This is a genomic window from Halodesulfovibrio aestuarii DSM 17919 = ATCC 29578 (assembly GCF_000384815.1).
Classification (GTDB): domain Bacteria; phylum Desulfobacterota; class Desulfovibrionia; order Desulfovibrionales; family Desulfovibrionaceae; genus Halodesulfovibrio; species Halodesulfovibrio aestuarii.
The window spans coordinates 258,237-278,073 of the sequence record NZ_ARQF01000020.1 but is presented as its reverse complement, the minus strand read 5'-3'; the positions used below and the strand labels follow the sequence as shown (position 1 = coordinate 278,073).

At 45.9% G+C, this 19,837-nt stretch carries 21 protein-coding genes; 7 read left to right on the top strand and 14 right to left on the bottom strand.

Features of this window, described 5'->3' with window-relative positions; genetic code table 11:
* Positions 1-97: 97 nt before the first annotated feature.
* From F461_RS0107285 to F461_RS0107240, 10 genes are all read right to left on the bottom strand, one after another.
* Positions 98-2,512: a VirB4 family type IV secretion/conjugal transfer ATPase gene (locus F461_RS0107285; protein WP_020000495.1), complete on the bottom strand. Its 2,415-nt coding sequence runs from the start codon at positions 2,510-2,512 to the stop codon at positions 98-100.
* A 3-nt stretch (positions 2,513-2,515) separates the two neighbouring features.
* A complete protein-coding gene (gene trbD / locus F461_RS0107280; protein ID WP_020000494.1) occupies positions 2,516-2,806 on the bottom strand; it encodes a conjugal transfer protein TrbD in 291 nt (96 codons plus the stop codon).
* Positions 2,806-3,126, bottom strand: a complete 321-nt coding sequence (locus tag F461_RS0107275) for a TrbC/VirB2 family type IV secretion system protein (RefSeq protein WP_020000493.1) — start codon at positions 3,124-3,126, stop codon at positions 2,806-2,808. The genes trbD and F461_RS0107275 overlap by 1 nt, the downstream gene beginning before the upstream one ends.
* Positions 3,107-4,087 (bottom strand): P-type conjugative transfer ATPase TrbB, encoded by a 981-nt coding sequence (trbB, locus tag F461_RS0107270; RefSeq protein WP_020000492.1) that lies wholly within the window; start codon positions 4,085-4,087, stop codon positions 3,107-3,109. Before trbB ends, F461_RS0107275 begins: the two co-directional genes overlap by 20 nt.
* Before the next feature lie 2 nt (positions 4,088-4,089).
* Complete coding sequence (locus F461_RS0107265; protein WP_020000491.1) at positions 4,090-4,506, bottom strand: hypothetical protein; 417 nt, start codon at positions 4,504-4,506, stop codon at positions 4,090-4,092.
* Positions 4,506-5,246: a nucleotide-binding protein gene (locus F461_RS0107260; protein ID WP_020000490.1), complete on the bottom strand. Its 741-nt coding sequence runs from the start codon at positions 5,244-5,246 to the stop codon at positions 4,506-4,508. The genes F461_RS0107265 and F461_RS0107260 overlap by 1 nt, the downstream gene beginning before the upstream one ends.
* Before the next feature lie 18 nt (positions 5,247-5,264).
* Positions 5,265-5,603: a TraK family protein gene (locus tag F461_RS18580; RefSeq protein WP_020000489.1), complete on the bottom strand. Its 339-nt coding sequence runs from the start codon at positions 5,601-5,603 to the stop codon at positions 5,265-5,267.
* Positions 5,596-6,888, bottom strand: a complete 1,293-nt coding sequence (locus tag F461_RS0107250) for a helix-turn-helix domain-containing protein (RefSeq protein ID WP_020000488.1) — start codon at positions 6,886-6,888, stop codon at positions 5,596-5,598. Before F461_RS0107250 ends, F461_RS18580 begins: the two co-directional genes overlap by 8 nt.
* A gap of 213 nt (positions 6,889-7,101) precedes the next feature.
* The gene (locus tag F461_RS0107245; protein ID WP_020000487.1) at positions 7,102-7,476 is read right to left on the bottom strand and encodes a hypothetical protein; all 375 of its coding nucleotides are present in this window, start codon (positions 7,474-7,476) and stop codon (positions 7,102-7,104) included.
* Positions 7,477-7,494: 18 nt separating this feature from the next.
* Positions 7,495-7,932, bottom strand: coding sequence for a DUF1937 family protein (locus tag F461_RS0107240; protein ID WP_020000486.1), 438 nt, complete (start codon positions 7,930-7,932; stop codon positions 7,495-7,497).
* A gap of 399 nt (positions 7,933-8,331) precedes the next feature.
* Here F461_RS0107240 and F461_RS0107235 point away from each other — a divergent pair, with 399 nt between their 5' ends.
* The 4 genes from F461_RS0107235 to F461_RS0107220 all read left to right on the top strand — a co-directional run bounded on the left by F461_RS0107235 (position 8,332) and on the right by F461_RS0107220 (position 13,950).
* Entirely contained in the window at positions 8,332-9,597 is a 1,266-nt protein-coding gene (locus tag F461_RS0107235; RefSeq protein WP_020000485.1) for a bifunctional folylpolyglutamate synthase/dihydrofolate synthase, read from the top strand.
* Between the two features lie 10 nt (positions 9,598-9,607).
* Complete coding sequence (gene selA, locus F461_RS0107230; protein ID WP_020000484.1) at positions 9,608-11,011, top strand: L-seryl-tRNA(Sec) selenium transferase; 1,404 nt, start codon at positions 9,608-9,610, stop codon at positions 11,009-11,011.
* Positions 11,012-11,045: 34 nt separating this feature from the next.
* Entirely contained in the window at positions 11,046-12,434 is a 1,389-nt protein-coding gene (locus F461_RS0107225; RefSeq protein ID WP_020000483.1) for an aminopeptidase, read from the top strand.
* A gap of 334 nt (positions 12,435-12,768) precedes the next feature.
* Positions 12,769-13,950, top strand: a complete 1,182-nt coding sequence (locus F461_RS0107220) for an iron-containing alcohol dehydrogenase (RefSeq protein WP_020000482.1) — start codon at positions 12,769-12,771, stop codon at positions 13,948-13,950.
* Between the two features lie 167 nt (positions 13,951-14,117).
* On the opposite strand, the gene F461_RS0107215 is transcribed toward F461_RS0107220, so the two are convergent.
* A complete protein-coding gene (locus F461_RS0107215; RefSeq protein WP_020000481.1) occupies positions 14,118-14,852 on the bottom strand; it encodes an energy-coupling factor ABC transporter ATP-binding protein in 735 nt (244 codons plus the stop codon).
* On the bottom strand, positions 14,849-15,385 hold the full coding sequence (locus F461_RS0107210; protein WP_020000480.1) for a biotin transporter BioY: 537 nt from the start codon (positions 15,383-15,385) through the stop codon (positions 14,849-14,851). Before F461_RS0107210 ends, F461_RS0107215 begins: the two co-directional genes overlap by 4 nt.
* Positions 15,386-15,634: 249 nt before the next feature.
* On the opposite strand from F461_RS0107210, the gene F461_RS0107205 reads away from it, so the two are divergent.
* The 3 genes from F461_RS0107205 to folE2 are packed head-to-tail and all read left to right on the top strand — an operon-like array spanning position 15,635 to position 17,516.
* Positions 15,635-16,300, top strand: coding sequence for a class I SAM-dependent methyltransferase (locus F461_RS0107205; RefSeq protein WP_248642540.1), 666 nt, complete (start codon positions 15,635-15,637; stop codon positions 16,298-16,300).
* Between the two features lie 24 nt (positions 16,301-16,324).
* Entirely contained in the window at positions 16,325-16,744 is a 420-nt protein-coding gene (nikR, locus tag F461_RS0107200; RefSeq protein WP_020000478.1) for a nickel-responsive transcriptional regulator NikR, read from the top strand.
* Positions 16,737-17,516, top strand: a complete 780-nt coding sequence (gene folE2 / locus F461_RS0107195) for a GTP cyclohydrolase FolE2 (protein WP_020000477.1) — start codon at positions 16,737-16,739, stop codon at positions 17,514-17,516. Before nikR ends, folE2 begins: the two co-directional genes overlap by 8 nt.
* Positions 17,517-17,682: 166 nt before the next feature.
* Here the strand turns inward: folE2 and F461_RS0107190 are convergent, their stop codons facing one another.
* Together F461_RS0107190 and F461_RS0107185 are read right to left on the bottom strand one after the other, a co-directional pair.
* The gene (locus F461_RS0107190) at positions 17,683-18,219 is read right to left on the bottom strand and encodes a ferritin-like domain-containing protein (protein WP_020000476.1); all 537 of its coding nucleotides are present in this window, start codon (positions 18,217-18,219) and stop codon (positions 17,683-17,685) included.
* Positions 18,220-18,334: 115 nt separating this feature from the next.
* Positions 18,335-19,762, bottom strand: coding sequence for an aminopeptidase P family protein (locus F461_RS0107185; RefSeq protein WP_020000475.1), 1,428 nt, complete (start codon positions 19,760-19,762; stop codon positions 18,335-18,337).
* Positions 19,763-19,837 lie beyond the last annotated feature (75 nt).

The following is a 19,837-nucleotide window of genomic DNA, read 5'->3' as shown; positions in this document are numbered from 1 at the left end:
GGAACAGTTTGCACAATAGACTGTGAATGCTTGCGCTTGAGTCTGAAAAAGACAAAGAAGAGCGAAACTAAGGGCTACTTGTTTCAGAATATTCATATTAACGTTCCTTCAGCCACTTTTCTGGCCAATGTTCTCCGTGTGTAGCTTCCAATTCTCTAATTCGTGTGATGCTGTCTTTGTCGGATGCCCCCACAAAGGCTAGTGCAATTCGTCCAAGCGCCAGGCTTATGAGTCTGTTTCCTTCAGGAGACATGACGTAATATTCGCGTTTAGGAGTAGCGAGAGCCACGATTTCAAGCTGTTTCGTGTTCAATCCCATACTGATGTACAAGTCACGCTGTGTGTCTTGTCTTGCGGTTACGTTAGGTAATAGGATTTTTGTTGGACAAGACTCCGCAAGAACATCAAGGATTCCTGAACTTGCTGCATCCGAAAGAGACTGTGTTGCGAGAACTACGGCGCAGTTGGATTTACGCAGAACCTTGAGCCATTCCCTGATTTTTTCTCTGAAAACAGGGTGTCCGAGCATTATCCAGGCTTCATCTAGGATGAGCAGGGAAGGTTGGCCATTAAATGACTTCTCAATCTGGTGAAATACGTACAGAAGAACTGGAATTAAGTTCTTATCTCCAAGATTCATGAGTTCTTCGATCTCAAATACAGTGAAATTTGAAAGACCAAGGGAATCGGTTTGTGCATCAAGCAGACGCCCCATTGCTCCTTTGATGGTGTAGTGTTTGATTGCTTCTTTTACTTCGGCGTCCTGAACTGCATGATAGAAATCTGAAAGTGAGCGAAGTGTGGCAGGCTTGCTTTGCAATAGGATTACCGCATCATGGATTGCGCTTCGATGCACGGGTTGGATTGTAAGTCCTTGCATAATGCAACAGGTCGCGAGCCAGTCTTCTGCCCAGCTTCTTTCATTATTAGACTCAATTTTGCTGAGAGGGCAGAACGCGAGTGTTGATCCGTCTCCACCAATCTCGTAATGGGTTCCCCCAGTAGCGCTACAAAGTGGATACATGGACATGCCTTTGTCGAAGGCATAGACAGTTGCATCGGGGTAGCGCCTGAACTGTGCTGCTATGATTCCGAGTAGTGTAGATTTACCGGAACCAGTCGGTCCGAATATGAGAGAGTGTCCAATGTCACCAGAATGGAGGTTAAAACGGAATGGAGTATAGCCGTCCGTAGTGCAATACATGAGCGGAGGAGACTCCGGTGGATAAAAAGGACACGGATTGGTGTCTTGTCCTGCCCATATTGAAGACAGAGGTAGAAAGTCCGCAAGATTCAGAGTGTTGATTAATGGTCGGCGGACATTAGCATATGTGTTGCCCGGGTGAGTTCCGAACCATGCCTCCAGAGCGTTAACTGTTTCAATTCTGCACCCAAAGCCAAGCGGTTGCAGAGTGCGGCGTAATAATCGTAAACCTTCCTCAATGTTTTCGGGATCGGTGTCGTTTAAAATTATTGTCGCTGTGTAAAATCCAGAACCAACGATACCACCTTGCACGTCTGTTGCTGCCTCTTCTGCATCTTCTGTCATGATCATCGCGTCGCGGTTCACACGAGCTTGTGGATTGTTGAACATAGCATCCCAAAACTTAATTTTAAGCTGGTTCCATGTCTTACGGTATTTAGTAATCTCTTCCAGTGCGTCCATTTGGTCGAGTAATATGAACCGGGTGGAAAAACGGAAAGAAATAGGAAGATGATCCAGACTTGCAAGCATTGCCGGCCAACTTTTCGCAGGTAAGCAGTCTAAAGAAAGAATTCCTAGATGATTGTCACCAATTTTTGGAGCAATTCCTCCCACAAGATCAGCGCTACTAAGTAGAGCATCGAGGTACATAGGAGTATCAGCAAGCGCCACGGGTGAGTTGTCCGTGGTTATGCATTCCTTCAGGAACGTAAGCAGCTCAGAAAAGACGCTTGTAACACCATCTTCAGACTCTTCAGTGGTGTCAGTGAGACGCTTTAAAAAAAGCACGGTGCTCAATGCGTCTTCAACTTCTGCGATGGTTGTTTTGAAGTGGATGATGCTTTTTTCAAGTGCATTGTGTTGCAGAGTTGCTTCATTGCGACTGTAGGCGAGTTTTTTCAACTTTTCAGCGGTGGCCTCCGGACGGTAAGAAATCGTAAGGATGTTTTTAGTCGCAAAGCCGCCGTGGTTCTCAAAAATGTTTCTTCGTTCAGCTTCAATGGCTTTGGTAACGCCATCTGGAAAGTAGCTTCTTTCCTTTTGTGGATAGTTTTTTGCCGGAATACGCTGGGCGTTTACGTTAATTGTCCACCCAGTACCCAATTCCTTAAAAGCATTTGATACCCGAGAACTGATAGCGGCTAATTCCTCAGGAGTACTTGATGCAGTGTCCTGTCCGTAAAAGTTCCAGCCAGCGAGAAGAGCGCCATCTTTGCACATCACGATTCCGTTATCGACAAGAACGGCATACGGAAGCATGTCGGCCAGGCTACGGTCTTTATGGCGGTATTCTTTCAGAGAAAGCATTACTTACCCCTTCCAAACATTGTGCTGCCAAGGTGTCCCTTTAGCTTCATAGAAATCTTGTTTGTCGATGTGCCTACGCCAGACCACAGACATTTGAGGGTCTGCTTTTGCCATTTGGCGTAAAACAAAGACTGAAACGATCCACAATCCTATGCCCACCATTGCAGAGGGCAGGGTGAACCCACCAATGCCGATAAGAAATGAAAGTAATCCTGAAGTCATGACGAGGTCACGCTCTGCACCTAATACCAACGTGTGGCGGTGTAGGGATTGATGGACTGGGATTACACGCATTAGATGAGTGCTCCCGTAAAGGAGAAGATTGAATCGACGATGTTCGCAGCGAAGGCGATAAATGAAATCCCGAAGACAACGCTGAGAAGCATTTTGAAACCGCCCATTGGATCTTCACGTTTCCATATGAGCATCCCGCCAGATGTTGCCATTGCGAAGATGGCTATCCAGCGTCCTACAGGGCCGGTGATTGTTCCCACGACTTTTTCAAAGGGATCATTGAAGTCGCTGATCGCATTTGAAGCATGAGCAATATCCGGATGTATTAATGCGACGGCTATAGCTGCAAAAAAGAGAAATTTAATATTGTTGTGGTTCATAGTAGAGGTGTTCCTTTGTGTATTTTTGTGTACAGGTGTCAAATCCAGCAATGTCCAAAATTTCAGTGACCTTACGACAGCTTTTAGTGTTTGCCTTTGTGATGTAAATGACTGTGTCTATTGCGCTTCCGATGACTTCAGACAATGGAGATATTGATTTTCGCCTGACCAGAGTCTCAAGACGCTGGAGCGCATCAAACGCGGAATCTGCATGAAGGGTTGAAATACCTCCAGGGTGTCCCGTGTTCCAGGCTTCGAGTAATCCCAACGCTGCTTCGTCTCGTATTTCTCCGACAACAATGCGATCCGGACGGAGGCGCAATGTATCTTCAATTTGAGATGTCATCGGGAACTCTTTCGTAGCTTTGAGACGAACTGTATTTTCACTCTGGCTTTGCAGCTCATACGTATCTTCCAGTAAAAACAGCCTGTCGTTCGGGCTGATCTGGCTCAGGGAATGGATGATCGCATTGGTCAGGGTGGTTTTTCCTGACCCTGTTCCACCGGCGATTAAGATGTTCCGCTTGCGCCGTACTTGCTCCTCAATGATCGTTTTTGCTTCTTTTGTGATAATGCCGCCGGCAACATACTCGTCCAAGGTAAAGACCCGTTCTGCCTTTTTTCGAACGCTGAACATCGGGCGCGGGGTGTTCGGAGGCAGCTGCCCTTGAAAGCGATGCCCACCGATAGGAAATTCTCCCGCAATACTCGTGTTCTTACGGTTTGCGGTCAGCTCGAGCGAACTGGCTACAAGTGAGATTATGAGGGCACCTTCTCTCGTGGTGAGGTCAGCTTCATGCATCATCGGTTTGCCGAATCGTTCAATCCAGACTTTGCCGTCGGGGTTCAACATAATTTCCCCGACTGTCGGGTCTTTTAAGGCATTACAGATGACTTTGCCCAAGCTGTGCTCAAGGTTCGCAAGCAGTCTCGCCAGATCTTCATCTTCTAAAATATCCATTGCTATCCCCTGAAAAGATACCAGCTCAAAAACAGACAGATTGAAATGACACATGAGCAAAGGGAAACCGCGGCATAAATTCGATTTGTTTTTGTGAAATCGTTCATAGAGTCTTTGAAGTCAGCCATTGCCTCAATGTTGTTACGAATGTTTCCTTGGACGGCCCGGTTCAGGAGGTCGTCAGTACTTTTTTGTACTTTGTCTGCGTAATGCTTCGAGCTGCTAACCATGAACTTTTCAATGGCGCTTTGATGCTTTTTCAACGTGGAGTCGTATTCATCTTGAAACATCTCAAACATGCTTGCGACCATGAGTATCGGATCATCTTCACTCAAGGGCTGGCCATGCTTTTCGATCAGCGCGTGACGAACTTTTTCAGCAGTAAGTTTTGCGGTTTTTTGCTTTGCGTGGTCTTCCATTAGAACTCCAGTAGTCCGGCCTTATCCATTTCAGCTTTAATTTCTGCCCAGTACTTTTTGATACGATGACGCTGCATTGTAGGCATGTTGGACTCTGCAACTTCGCGGAAGGTGATGCGCTGGTTCAGGACGTTAATTAAGTCCTGGCCGAATGTGCTTGGATTCTTAATCGGGAGCTGAATGACTGATTCGAAACGGTGAATGTTGTTCTTGTAAATTTTGAAGTCACTGAACGGAATTCCGTCTGAAACAATGTTGCCAAAGTACGGATTAAGCCACAGTACGATCGGACTAGTTGGGAACGCTTCAAGCAGCTTTTTGAGTCCGTCAAGCGTGTCGTGCATTGCTTGTCCGCCAGTAACGATACAATGAAGGCGCAATCTATGCGGAGTTTTATCACGGATGTAGTCAGTGACATCGTTTTCGGCCATGTATGAGCCAAGAGGGACAAAGGTCGCTGCGCCGTTATCTACGACCATTTGTGCGCAATCATCTTCTGGCAGCAGCTCAATGCGGTCCATGAGCTTGTCAAAACAGCGCTGATTGATGTTGTCGCCTTCCATGATTTCGATAACGTCTGCCTTGAGTGCTTCATAACCAGCGAAGGTTGTGTTCACTGGGTCGGTATCAATGCAAGCAAGAGGGTAGTCATGTTCGATAAAATACTGCGCGAGAAGACTCGCAACTAAACTTTTGCCAACGCCGCCTTTTCCCTGAAGTACCATGTTTACAGTAGCCATTCGTATTTCCTTGTTTTGTTAGATTAGGTCTTTCTTTTCTGAACTGCTTTTTTTGAAACTGTTAGTTTCTGCAACGCCCAAAACTTTTGCCTGTTGTTTTTGAACTTCTTGCGGGTGCTGCTTTGTGACGATTTTTTCTGTTGAGATTTCTTTTTCTTTGGGCGGAGTTGATTTTGATCTTTTGACACCATTTCGAAGAAGTTGAGTAAAACGAGCGTAACCCATGGTGATTTTGTTTTGTTTTGTTAACTCCTCATGAACTCCGATAATCGTGTATCCGGCGGTAAGGAGATTTTCGATTTCTTGTTTACAAGCGATGAATTCAATCCTTGCAAAACCTAGCCGCTTTTTAGACATGAACTTCCTCCAGTCCTTTTTTGAGAGATAATTGTGTGTAATTTTTAACAAACGAGTTTAGAATGTACGGCAGGTTTCGTTCCGGCATTCGAGAAAGTGTAGAGAGACCACCGTGCGAGTCAATTAATTCTACCGTGACAGGATCAGTGATTGGTGTCGGATAACCTTTTATCGCCTCTCTGAGACTCATAAGTTCTTTAGCTGCCTGAAGCTCAAGTTCTTGCTTGCGAGCTTCGGTGAGTTCTTTTTCTCGTGCAGCTGGATCAGCAAAAGGTTGGTCAGTCCATCTATGTTCGCGCAACCAGCGTTCTAAATTTGGTATTATTCCTCGCTGCCACCGATTGTCGGTAGCGATATGCTCTTTGATTGAGTTGAGAATTACCGAGAGTTCTGGAAGCTTTTTTTGTCTTACGAGTTGATTCCAACGAGTCTGTGCTGGAATTTTTCCTTGCTTGAGAGGAAAAATGTCCCAAATAGCTTCAAAGTCGGAAGTGAGCTTTTCTGGAAGGGGGGACGCAGGGCAAGAAGTGATCTTGCCCCGTCCGTCCTTGAGAGAGGTAGGAGTAGAATCGTTCCTTGGGGAATAAGGAAAAGTAGGAGAAAAAGAAGATGCTTTTTCCCCGAATGTAGGTTGCTGTGCTTTGTTGGGAAAGCTGTGCTCTTTTGAACGTGGGGGGATATGGGGGGTATTGTTTTTTCTTTGTTCTAATATCTTGTTCTTATCATCATTATAAGAAAGCGCAGGTGTTGCGTACCCCCTACGCAAACGTTGCGTACCCTCTACGCAGGAGTTGCTTACCCCTGCGCAAGGTTTGCACTCTACTGCACTGTTTTCGTGCAAACCTTGTTCAGAGGCGGGTGCTGATGAAATTTGTGTTGATGGAGTGGCGTAGAGATAGGTTCCTGCATCTGTGCAAAAAAATATGTCTGCATCGTCATCTAAGATGGATGGAGTAAATTCTTTTGGTTCAGGAATAGAACGTTGATCGTCGGGAACAACGAAACGGTAAACTGTTCGTGGATAGTCCCCGATATAAGTTTTTGATACGGCAATGAGGTCGTGTTTTTTCAACTCACCGATGTAGGTGACAATACTTCGCAAGGAGCAGCCAAGTTCTTTAGAAAGGTAGCGCTGGCTAGGCCAGGCTACACCTTCATCGTTAGCGCATTGCAATAGGCGACCATATGTGAGCTTTGCGCCCATTGTAAGTGAAGCAAGACGTTGTACCCAGTTGGGAACAGGAGAGAATGCGTTTTCGCACTTCTGAATAAAAAATTCTTTCATTTCAGCACCTTGATGGCGCTAGAAAAAAGGCAAAAGGGTAGTGCAGACCGCTTGACACGGTTTTTCCCTTGGGCTATTGTCCTTTTTGTATGTTTTTGGGGACAAACCCGACTGCTAAGGGTGAACTTGCCGGTTCACCCTTTTTCTTTTTTCAAGCGTATGTTTTCTTGTACGTTCCTTTCGAAAATTCTCTTCAAAGCCACTGTAAACCGACTAGTTAAACGCAGGTACGTTTACGCTCGGATCACTTGCCCAGATTGCTTGCTGCATGAATTGGGCATTGCAGATTGCGTCGCTTTCTTCAGCAGCTTTTTGCAAGTAAGGCTGCGGCATGTTCTCTGGCCCGATCAGGTCAGCGCGCTTTAATTCGCGTAGAAATTTTTTTGCCGCACCTTCATGAGTTCCCATGCGTTTACCTATTTCTTTTGCATCCAGCATCGCGATGTAGTCTTTTGCTTTTACGAGCGTTCCTAGAGTTGCAAATGCGAGTTTTGCGCCGATAGAGATGTCTCGACGTACCAGAATCCAGTCTGGTAGAAAGACGCAAACATTGATGTTGATAGGTTCTGTAATGATGTGCTCTTGCATGATATCACCTCACAGTGATTAATTAATTGTTGGTAAGTCTTGAAGGGCCTGACAAGAAACGCCCAGTTGGGTGTGTTGCTTAATTGTGAGATCACTAAGCAGCACACCCAACTGGGCGTTTGATAAATCGGGCGTAATGAAACGTACTGGCTTTTCAGCGTTTCTAAAAATAGTTATGACTTCTTGCACTTCAAAACAATTGTCTACTTCTGGCAGGTCAAGAACCAGAAGTGCATCTGCCCATGAAAGGAAAGAAGAATGAAATTGTTTCCAGAAGCTTGATTCAAGAGAACTTTTTGAGTTTTTTTCAATACTGTATTTATGGAGTGCAGGAGAAAAGACTCCCATTCCGTTGCTCATAATTTGTGCAACAGTACGTGATACAATATTGAACTGTATAAGCTCATTGGAACTGTTTGAATTAATGTCGGGACAAGTAAGAAGAAGATTAATCACACCACTCTCCAGTGTTTAAACTGAAGTGGGGATTATCCTTAAATATGAAGGGGATGCAGGGCTTAGAAGGCCGTTGCTCTATCCAACTGAGCTACTGGCGCTCATTGAGGGGTGTGTTTATCTGAACAAAGATGACAGGTCAAGTCCCCTTATGTAATTAATTGCATTTTTGAAGAAAATATGAAGGGTACTGTTATGTTAGGTCAGGATGGAATCCTAGACGGAAAATGATCGCTAGGGGATGATAATTGCAGTGAAAAATTGCTTTGCAGAGTATCGCAAGTTGCTGCAAAATACCCGCAATACAAAACAGTGCTACCAACAGGTAGTAGCTAGTTAACATGAATGAATGCTGTAAAAGCATTTGACCTGTAAGCAATCATATTCTAGGGCGACTGCATGAGTGAAACAGAACGAAATTTTTTTGCAACGTATGAAGATTTTGAAGCGCATTTAATGAAGCTTGGCTTGTTCCATATGGATCTGGCACACAGCAGAATTGATGCAGTGTTAGAAGAAGCGGAATTAAAACGCCCTGATTATCCGGTGGTTCAAGTTGTTGGCACAAACGGGAAAGGCAGCACCAGTTCGTTTCTTTCCGCATTTGGGCAGGCAACAGGATTGACTGTTGGACTGTATACATCTCCACACTTTGTTACCCCGCGTGAGCGAATTCTTATCAACGGCGAAATGCTGGATGAAGAAGAGTGGTGCGATGTTGCGAACGATGTTATGGAGTGTGGTGGTAAAGATCTCACATATTTTGAGTTGCTTACCGTAATGGCTGTATTTCTGTTTTCTGACTACGAAGTCGACCTTGCCATTTTTGAAGCAGGGCTTGGTGGAAAACATGACGCTACCACAGCTATAGAGCGTGATCTTGTGGTCTATACGCCAATCGGGCTGGACCATGTCGATGTGCTGGGTAAAACGTTAGAAGATATTACCCGTGATAAGGCAGGGGCAATGCGTAAGAATTTGCCTGTCATTACTCATGTGCAGCCTAAAGAAGCCATGGCAGTACTGAAGGAAGAAGCCCAGAAGGTTGGAGCAACTTTTTTGACTGCTGAAGGCACTGTGACGTTGCCGCAGACAGATCGTTTTGGATTGGTCGGTGCACACCAGAAAGATAATGCGTTACTCGCCCTTGCGGCGTTTAGGCAGCTTGTTGGCATCTATGGATGGGAACCTGCCGATATTATGGACTGGGATGATGTAAAAGAAATTGGTGTTGCCGATGCATGGATAGCTGGGCGCTTCCAGCATGTTCCCGCAACGGAATCTCTTCCTGAATTATACCTTGATGGTGCGCATAACGAACCGGCATTCAGCGTGCTTACAGCCGCGTTGCAGGAGACCGGAATTAAACCGGCTGTAGTTATTTTTGGCTGCATGGGAAACAAAGATATCCAGACACTTGTTCCTATGGTGGAGGCTCTCACGAAAGGTACTATTCTGCTTCCTCAGTTTACTGATTTGGAGAGAGCAGAGCCGGCTGCGCGTCTTGCCACGCATTTTAGTGAGAGGGCTGTTGTGTGTGAGTCATTGCAGGATGCGTTGACTCGCAGTAAAGAAATCGCAGGAGATAACCCTGTCTTATTGTGCGGTTCATTATATTTGCTTGCCGAATTTTTTGCTCTGCACCCAGAATTTTTACAGCGCTAAGGAGCCTTGCGTGTCAATTTTTTTCCGCGCCTTACCATCTGTTGATAAAGTCCTCGATGCCCTCACCACTTCCGGTGAATTTTCTAGTATTCCTCGATCGATTGTGCGTGAGCATGTGAACGGCTTTCTCGATGTGTGCCGTGAAGAGATTCGCGCAGGTGTTATCACTGAGCCGGAACAGCTTGCTCTGGATACAATCCAGCCGCGAATGCAAGCGTATATCCGTGCGCAGTCTCGTCCTCATTTTAGAAGAGTACTTAACGGCACTGGCGTTGTTGTGCATACAAACCTTGGACGCTCTTTGCTTGCAGAGTCTGCTGTGGAAGCTGTTACTGAGGCCTGCGCACACTACTCGAATTTAGAATTTGATCTTACTACCGGAGAACGTGGAAGCCGCTATAGCCATGTGGAAGAATTGCTTTGCAAGGTGTGCGGTGCGGAAGCCGGTCTGGTTGTAAACAATAATGCTGCGGCGGTACTTATTGTTCTTGATACCTTATGTAAGGGTAAAGAAGTGCCTGTTTCCCGTGGGCAGCTTGTGGAGATCGGCGGTAGTTTCCGTATTCCGGAGGTTATGGAAAAGAGCGGTGCAACCCTGCGTGAAGTAGGTGCGACTAACCGTACGCATGTGAAGGACTACGAACAGGCAATTACTGAAGAGACTGGCGCGTTGCTACGTGTGCATACCTCAAATTACCGTATTGTAGGCTTTCATAAAGAAGTGACGCTGGAAGAGATGGTTGCCCTTGGCAAAATACATGATCTTCCAGTGATTGAAGATTTAGGCAGCGGTAGCTTTACAGACTTTTCTTCTTTGCGCATTGGTGAAGAGCCTACAGTGCAGCAGGTTGTAGGAGCAGGTGCCGATGTGGTTACTTTCTCCGGTGATAAAGTGCTTGGCGGGCCTCAGGCGGGTATTATTGTCGGTAAAAAGAAATATATCGACATGATTAAACGTAACCCGATGAACCGTGCATTGCGTATTGATAAAATGACGCTTGCAGCATTGGAAGCCACATTGCGTTTGTACCGTGAGCCGGAGCTTGCCCGTATACAAATCCCGACTCTTTCGATGATGTTTGCAGAGCAGACTACGCTGAAACAGCGAGCACGTCGCCTTGCAAACCGTATCAAAAAAGCCTGCGGTGAACAGGTTTCTGTAACCGTACTGGATGGAAATTCCCGCGTAGGCGGCGGCTCCTTCCCTGAACGAGATTTACCGACAGCTCTTGTTGCGATTACGCCGTCTGCTGTTTCAGAAACAGTGCTTAAAAAAGCATTGCTCGACACAAATCCGCCGCTTGTCGGCAGAATTGAACAGCAGGCATTTTGTTTAGACCCGCGTACGTTGACTGATAAAGAATTTTCTCTCGTCATCGATGCGTTGCAGCAAGCTTTACAGGCTGTTTCTTAATACATGAAGCACCATTGGTGCATTGGAGATATTTATGAGTTCTGACTCCTTATCCTGCGAACCAAAAAGTTGCTGGGAAGTTTATAACAGTGAAAGCGATCTTGCAGCAATGGATTCCCTTGCTGCACGCTATGTTGAATTTCTTTCTACCTGCAAGACCGAGCGTGAGACTATTGCCTATGCAGTGAAGCGCCTTGAAGAAGCAGGTTTTTCAACCGATATTTCTTCTGGAAAATACTACACAATCCTTCATGACAAGACTCTTTTTGTTGCCCGCAAGGGGACTAAGTCCTTAGCTGAAGGTGTACATCTTGTAGGTGCACATGCAGATACCCCGCGTATCGATTTCAAACAGCATCCTCTGTATGAAACTTGCGGCGTGGCTCAGGCAAAAACCCACTACTACGGTGGTATCCGTAAGTATCAGTGGCTTTCCCGTCCTCTCGCACTGCACGGTGTGGTTGTCAAAGAAAATGGCGAAAGAGTTATCGTAAATATTGGTGAAGATGCTTCTGATCCAGTGTTCACCATTGCAGACCTTCTTCCGCATCTTGCGCAGGATCAGTCTAAAAAGGTTCTTTCTGACGCGTTTGATGCAGAAAAATTGAATATTATCCTCGCACATCGTCCTGTTGAAGTTGAGGACGAAGAAAGCAAGGATGCACCGAAAGAAAAAATTAAACAACGCGTACTTAATATTCTGCACGACAAATATGGTATTAATGAAGAAGACCTGTATTCTTCCGAGTTACAGGCTGTTCCGGCTGGTTCTGCACGTATGGTCGGGCTGGATGAATCTATTATCGGTGGCTATGGTCAGGACGACAGAATTTGCTGCTTCACTGCGCTTGAAGCTCTTATTGAAACCGAGGCTTCTGACTACGCACAGGTTATTGTTCTGTGGGATAAAGAAGAGATCGGCTCAGAAGGTTCGACTGGAGCTAAATCCCGTTTCTTTGAATATTGCATTGAAGACCTTATTGAAGCATGGGATCCGAACGTTCGTTTCCGTCAGGTAATGCTTGCCACCCGAGCTCTTTCTTCTGATGTGCACGGTGCGATGGATCCAGACTATCAGGAGGTGCATGAAAAGCTCAACTCCGCAACTCTGGGTTATGGGCCGTGTTTCTGCAAGTTCACCGGACATCGCGGTAAATACGAAGCAAATGATGCCCATCCGGAATACCTTGGTTGGCTGCGCGGCGTGATGAACTCCGCCGGTGTTCCTTGGCAGATGGCAGAGCTTGGTAAAGTTGACCATGGCGGCGGTGGTACCGTTGCTATGTACCTTGCCATGTACGGCATGAATATTGTCGATTTCGGGCCGGGGCTACTAGCAATGCACAGCCCGTTTGAGTTAGCAAGTAAGGCAGATTTATATGCGACCATGAAAGCATTTTCTGCTTTCCTCGAAGCTAAATAATATGACTAAGCGATGGGAAATGTTTCCATCGCTTTTTTATTTGTTAGTTACTTGTTGTCTCCGACGGGCAGACTCTACCTTGCATCTGCAAGGGGATACTGTCTCCTTGGACTTTGATTAGTAATAATCCGCTATTGTTCCTTATTTTAAAAAATACCTGTAAGAGTAGTAGTTAGAAGACGTTCCACCTTTTGATGAGTCTGCTACAGATAAAATTGGGTGCAATGGGCTTCTCTTGCCGTTGGAACTTTCTGACTTTGCCGGTCGTTTGATGCGGCGGGAAGCGATGGTATGAAATGTTTGAAAATATGCTCAAGTTGCGAGGAGTTAGAATATGATTGATTTTATGTTCCACATGCCGACGAAATTGATTTTCGGTAGCGGTAAATTGAAAGAGCTGACCAATCCGGCAAATGTTCCGGGTAAAAAAGCCTTCATTGTAATCAGCTCCGGTGGTTCGATGATTCGTCACAGCTACCTGACCTTTGTACAAAACATGCTTGCTCATAATGAAGTTGAGAGCGTGGTCTACAACAAAATTCAAGAAAATCCGATTCTTGATCATGTTACTGAAGGCGCCGCATTGGCTCGACAGCATGGATGTGATTTCGTAATCGGTCTCGGCGGTGGCAGCTCCATTGATTCTGCAAAATCTATTGCGCTGATGGCAACAAACGAAGGCAACTACTGGGATTATATGCAGGAAGGAACCGGCGGTAAGAAAATTCCTGCGAATCCTGCGTTACCAATCGTGGCCATCCCGACTACAGCAGGTACCGGTACAGAAGCAGACCCTTGGACTGTTATTACCAATACCGAAACTAATGAGAAAATTGGTTGGGGTAATGATTCCACATATCCGACTCTGTCTATTATCGACCCTTGGTTTACCCTTACTGTTCCGCCTAAGGTGACAGCCTTTACCGGAATGGATGCATTTTTTCATTCAGTAGAAACGTACCTTTCAGCACGGCGTCAACCAACCAGTGATTTGCTTGCTCAACAGGCTGTACATCTTATCAATACCTTCCTCCCTGAAATTGTGAAGGAAGGGCAGAATATTGAAGCTCGAACCATGGTTTCATGGGCTTCCACTGCGGCAGGTGTGTGTCAGTCTCTGTCATCTTGTATGTCGCTGCATTCAATGGAACATGCGCTCTCTGCGTACTATCCGGCAATACCACACGGTGCTGGTTTAATTCTGCTCTCCAGAGCGTACTTCAAATATCTCACCCCGCATATGCCGGAGCGCATGATTGACCTCGCATACTTTATGGATGTTGATGTAGATGCATTGCCGGAAGATAAACGACCTTACGCTTTTGTTGATGCACTTGATAAGCTCATCCACAATATCGGCATGGGTGAACTGTCTTTGGCTCGATACGGAGTGAAGAAGGAAGACTGTGCGAAGATGGCAAAGAATGCCAAGACAACTATGGGAGTGCTCTTCGCCTCTACTCCTGTGGAAACTTCTGAAGAAGACGTTGTTGCAATTTTCGAAGAGTCATTTTAGCGACTGTTTTTTGTCGGTGTGCAGAGCTTTTTTCCTCATATGAGGCAAAAGTAGTCCACTGATAAGCACATTGCCAAAGTAACAATTAGAGCTACCGCATATTTTGTGCGGTAGCTCTAATCATTTTTTCAGGAGGGGAGTGCAGAGGCGGGGGTAAATACCAACCATTACCCCCAAGGAGATATAGTATTTTCGCATAGCCACGAATACGGTGGTCGGATGCCATATTCCAGCAGCGACCCTAAAAGGCCGTCGGGGGCACCAGCCCCTTTGAGTTCACCTTGATGCAGGACAATCATGGAATCTGCCAGATCAATAACAGGCTCAAGATCGTGCACGGAAACTATCTGCGTGAGTCCTTGCTCTTTATTGGCTTTCATAATGGAACGCATTTCAACCATGGCGGGATAGTCGAGACCGGAGAATGGTTCGTCTAAAAGCAGAATGGATGGTGTTGAAAGCAACGATACAGCGAGACAAAGTTTTCTTTTTTGTCCGTAGGAGAGCACGTGTACAGGAGACTCCCAATGGTCAAGCAGTGAAAAACGTTCTGCCATGGCGCGGCAGAGTACTTCTGCGTCAGCATCATTTGTAGGGAATGCGAGCATCATATCTTCTGCCACAGTTGCACCGATAATTTGTAAATCAGCATCTTGTAAAACAAGTGCACTTTGCGCCCGCAGTTGCTGTTCATTTCCTTTGGCAGTTATGGAGCCTACGTGGAGAGTCCCTGCGGATGGCGTTTGCAGACCTGCCAACAAAGAGAACAATGTTGATTTTCCGCTTCCGTTTGTACCGCACAGGCAGACAAGTTCTCCTTTAGGAATAGAAAAGGATAGATTGTTGAGAGCAGGGGCAGTCGTTCCACGATACGTAAAGGTAAGATTTTCTGCGGTGATCATTCTGGTAGTAGTCCCTGTAAGCGTAAGAACCGGAACGCGGTTGCTGCTGCGGCTATTTTAATCAGGTCGCTCCAGATGAACGGGATAATGCCAATTGCAGCGGCTTTAGCGAAAGAAATATCCAGAACAAATTTTAATCGTAAAAAACCAATGCCATACACGAAGGCTAGCCCGAGAAGTCCCCAGACAAGGGGCATGACGTTGTTTTTGCTATGCTTTCCTATGCCTGCAATGTAGGCTGTGCCCACAAAGCCCAGAAGGTACCCACCAGTCGGGCCGAACAGGACTGCAAAACCAGCTTTTCCGCCAGCAAAAATTGGAAGCCCGATGATTCCCGCAAGGATATAGAGCAGCATAGCAACTGCACCGCCGACCGGACCAAGAATATAGCCTGCCAGTACTATGAAAAATATTTGCAGGGTTATCGGTACCGGGCCGATTGGAATTTGAATAAGTGCTCCTACAGCGATAAGTGCTGCAAGTAACGCAATCCAAACTTGTCTGTGTAGTCCTGTAAGTGGTGACGGTTGCATATATATCCTTACTATATATTGTGAGTATACATTTAGGCGGTGAGTTTATGGTGCCTTCCGGCATTTAGACGGAGTCGTAATATTAACGGTTAGAAATGTATAGTAACGGGGATATGGAAAGGTCACAAGCGTGACTATATTGGTTTGAATTGCGTATATCCGCATTTGGGAGCATGTGTCTTTTGTAGACGGATGAATCAAGGTGCGCTATTGAACGTTTTTTTGCAAAACCCAATGGTAGTTTCATTAATGAATCAACTTTCTGAATATGCACCGCGTCTGGAAGTACCGCTTTGCGGACGGACTTGGACGCTGGATAGAGCTGCTGATCTCGAAACATTATGGGAAGCCATGGTGGACGACGATCTTGATGATGACGAACGTTTGCCATACTGGACAGAACTGTGGCCTTCCAGTCTGGTGCTTGGTGAACATTTATTTGCTAATAAAGAAGCTATTACTGGTAAATGTTGTCTTGATATTGGCTGTGGACTTGGACTGACAGCTATTATCGCTTCCTGGCTGGGTGCCGATGTCATAGCAATGGATTATGAATTTGAGGCACTGCGTTTTGCCAGAAAGAATGCAGCGTTAAATAATGTTCCGCAACCGGTTTGGACTCTTATGGACTGGCGCTTCCCGGCTGTCCGTGCGCAGTCTGTAGATCTGATGTGGGGCGGCGACATTATGTACGAAACTCGTTTTGTAGAGCCTGTGCTTACATTTTTGGATCATTGCCTCGTACCGGGGGGCCGGGCATGGGTGGCAGAACCCAATAGAAACGTGTACAACGAATTTAAAGCGCAGCTTGATAAAAGGGGATGGATGTCCCACAAGTTGCGTACTGAAAAGACAACGGCGATCTATGAGCAGCCATCGAAAGTTACTGTTAATCTTTGGGAACTGTCCCGCTAAAATTTCGGGAAGTCTGGAGGATATATGGGACGTACAATTCGCTTCGGCGTATCCCTTGATTCTGAACTGTTAGAAAAGTTTGATGATTTATGTGAAGATCGCTGTTACCAGACGCGCTCTGAGGCTATCCGCGATTTAATTCGTAATACCCTTGTGCAGCAGGAATGGGAACAGGACGATAAAGAATTAGCAGGGACACTGACGCTTGTGTATGATCACCATAAGAGTGATTTAGCGCAGCGCCTTACAGAAATTCAGCATGATTCGCATGATATGATTATTACTTCCATGCACGTACATTTAGATCACGACAACTGTCTTGAAGTTCTTGTTCTTAAAGGAAGTGGTTCCGGAATCCGTGCGTTAGCTCAACAGCTTACCTCCACCAAGGGGGTTAAGCATGGTAAATTAAACTTAACTACAACAGGACAAGACATTGCCTAAGCAGTTACAAGATATTCAGATGGGCTCATCTGACGTGGCAATTCCTATCGATAGTGTGGGTGTAAAAAATTTACGGGTTCCACTTTCTGTCCAAGATCGTGCAAGTGGTGCACAGCATACCGTTGCTCAAGTGGAAGTGGGAGTTGACTTACCAGCAGCTTTTAAAGGTACTCACATGAGTCGTTTTGTGGAGTCCCTTGAAAACTTTGGGGAAAAGCTGGATTATAATAGTCTGAAAGAATTACTTGCGCAGATTCAGGAACGCCTTAGCGCGCGGAATGCATTTATTTCTTTCACGTTCCCATATTTTATGACGTTGTCGTCTCCGGCAACAAAGCGCAACAGTCGTATGGATTACGAAGTGACGCTTACTGGTGCGCTTGAAGAAAATGAAATGAGTTGCATGCTTGAAGTCTGCGTGCCGGTTATGACAGTGTGCCCGTGTTCTAAAGCTATTTCAGAAGAAGGCGCACATAGCCAGCGTGCCGAAATTCGCCTTCAGGTTAACATGAATGGCTTTGCATGGATTGAAGAGTTTATTGAAATTGCGAATAACGCTGGTTCATCTCCAGTCTATTCACTACTTAAGCGTGAAGACGAAAAGTATGTTACAGAATATGCCTTTGCAAATCCTACATTTGTGGAAGACGTCGTGCGTGCTGTTGCAAAACAACTTAGTGAACACGAAAAAATCGACTGGTACAGAGTTGAAGTGGAAAGCTTTGAGTCTATCCACAACCACAGTGCCTATGCTGTGATTGAAAGTCGATAAGAGCATAAGTTTTTTACTGCTTTGAAAATAAAAAAGGCTGTCCTACATACATGGGACAGCCTTTTTTCATTGTAAAACTTATGAAAGGTAGTGGAGTCCAAAGCGCGGGGCTACAAGGTTTTTTGCCGCCGGAGGCTCGTCGAAGATCACCTGAGGCAACTTGATGCTATTCTCCGCCACCAACTGCAAAGCCCTGACTTACTAAACCTGTTGATGCTGGTGTGCCTGCAATTTTGCTAAGGAACACGTCGCCGAGTTTTTCGATATGCCCTGAGATGGCATCGAAGTAGTTGTAATGCAGTTGTTCTTCTTCGATGATTGTATCAAATATCTTTTGACTTACACTGTCTCCGTTTTCACGGCATACGATAAGAAATTGGTTATATTTATCTATGGTGTCATCTTCCTGATCTGCATCGAAAGGGAAAATGCGTTCAACAGCCTGTTTGCGTTCCACTGGACAGCATAGTTCAGCTGTCGGTTCACCGCCCAGTTCCTTAATGCGTTCTGCAAACATTTCAGCGTGCCGCATTTCATCAAGAGCAATCAGTTTAACTTGCTTTGCGAGTTCTCCGTAATCCATGTCGTCCAGACCGTAGTGCTGGTTCATGTATTGAGTAATGGCATGCAATTCCATGCTGCGGGCTTTGTTCAATACTTCAATGACTTTTTCACGACGGGCCTCTTTGTCAGAATTACTCATGCAATCTCCTCCTACAAAGGTATCGGCAGGTCAGCATACTGACGCAGTCCTTTTGGTATTTGGGAAAGACTGTAGCCTATTGTATGGGGAGGAGCCTATGATAGTCGCATCAGTTTTATCTGCCTTGGAACATGCGTTGTGAACAAGCGTGCATACGGCCTTCGATTCCAGCGACTGTTTTAGGAATTTGTTGTCCAAGAACTCTATGCCCGTCACTGGTGATATAAATATCATCTTCAATCCGGATGCCGCCAAATTCACTGAATTGTTTTGCTGTATCGAAGTTGATGAATTCTTTGCAAGTGCCTTCGGCCTCCCATTGTTCCATAAGAGCCGGAATAAAATAACAACCCGGTTCAATGGTGACGACAAAACCTTGTTGAAGTTTGCGTGCAAGGCGCAGGCCGCGTAATCCAAATTGTTCAGAACGGGTAATGGTGCTGTCGTAGCCCACGAAGTCTTCACCAAGACCTTCCATATCATGTACATCCAGTCCGAGCATATGTCCGAGACCATGCGGGAAGAAGAGCGCATGAGCGCCGGCCGCTACAATGCTTTCAACAGACCCTTTAAGGATGCCCAGATCTCGCAAGCCGGAAGCAATAGTGGTTGCGGCGGTCATATGGCAGTCAATGAAAGGAATGTCTGGTGCACATTGAGAAATAGCTGCTTCCTGCGCGGCAAGGACTATGGAGTATACATCTCGCTGTTGCCCGGTGAATGTGCCGGCTACAGGGAATGTCCTTGTGATGTCTGATGCGTAGTGATTTTCAGATTCAGCACCTGAATCGATGAGCAGTAGGTCTCCTGAATGGAGCATGTGGCTATATTCGTGGTTGTGTAAAATTTGACCACGTCCAGTGCATATAGGGGTAAATGACGGAGCGGAGCCTGCCAACGCTAATGTTGAATGGAGAACGGAAGCAAGTTGGCGCTCTGAAGCACCCGGACGTGTTGCGGTGAGTGCATTGGCGTACATGGCATAGGATGTTTCCAATGCCTGCTCGATCTCCATAACTTCTTCAATGGATTTTACGGAACGTAGTTTGACAACTTCTTCGATGAGAGGAGTGGAGACAAATTTGTCTGCTTCCATAATGCCGCAGTTTAACAGTTGAACAAGGCGCATACGGGTTTCGGCACGGTAGACAGGTAAAATATGTATAGGGCGCTGCGATTTTTTTGCTTCGGTCACCATGTGGGTAAGTGTTTTTTCTGCACCGTATCTTTCTGCTCCGCAACGGGCTGCGAGTTCTTCAGGCGTAGCCAGTGCTCCAGACCATATGATGTCATCCATGGAAAAGCCTTGATCAAAATACCACGATTCTCCGGCATCAAGGTCGATGACGCCTGTTAATCCCTCATGATCATGTCCGAAAAAATAGAGAAAAGAGGAGTCTTGACGGAATGGATATGTATTATTTGTGTAATTCATGGGGGATGCAGAATGTCCCGGAAATAATAGCAGACCTTTTTCACCGCGCTCTGTGAGACGGGTGCATAAGATTTTTCTTCGCTCAGCGTATGTTGCAGCAGAAAACATGTAGCCTCCAGTTTATCTTGTATACATTGTGGGTAATTGGTGCGAAAAAATGTAAAATGTTGTGCTACGACGGTT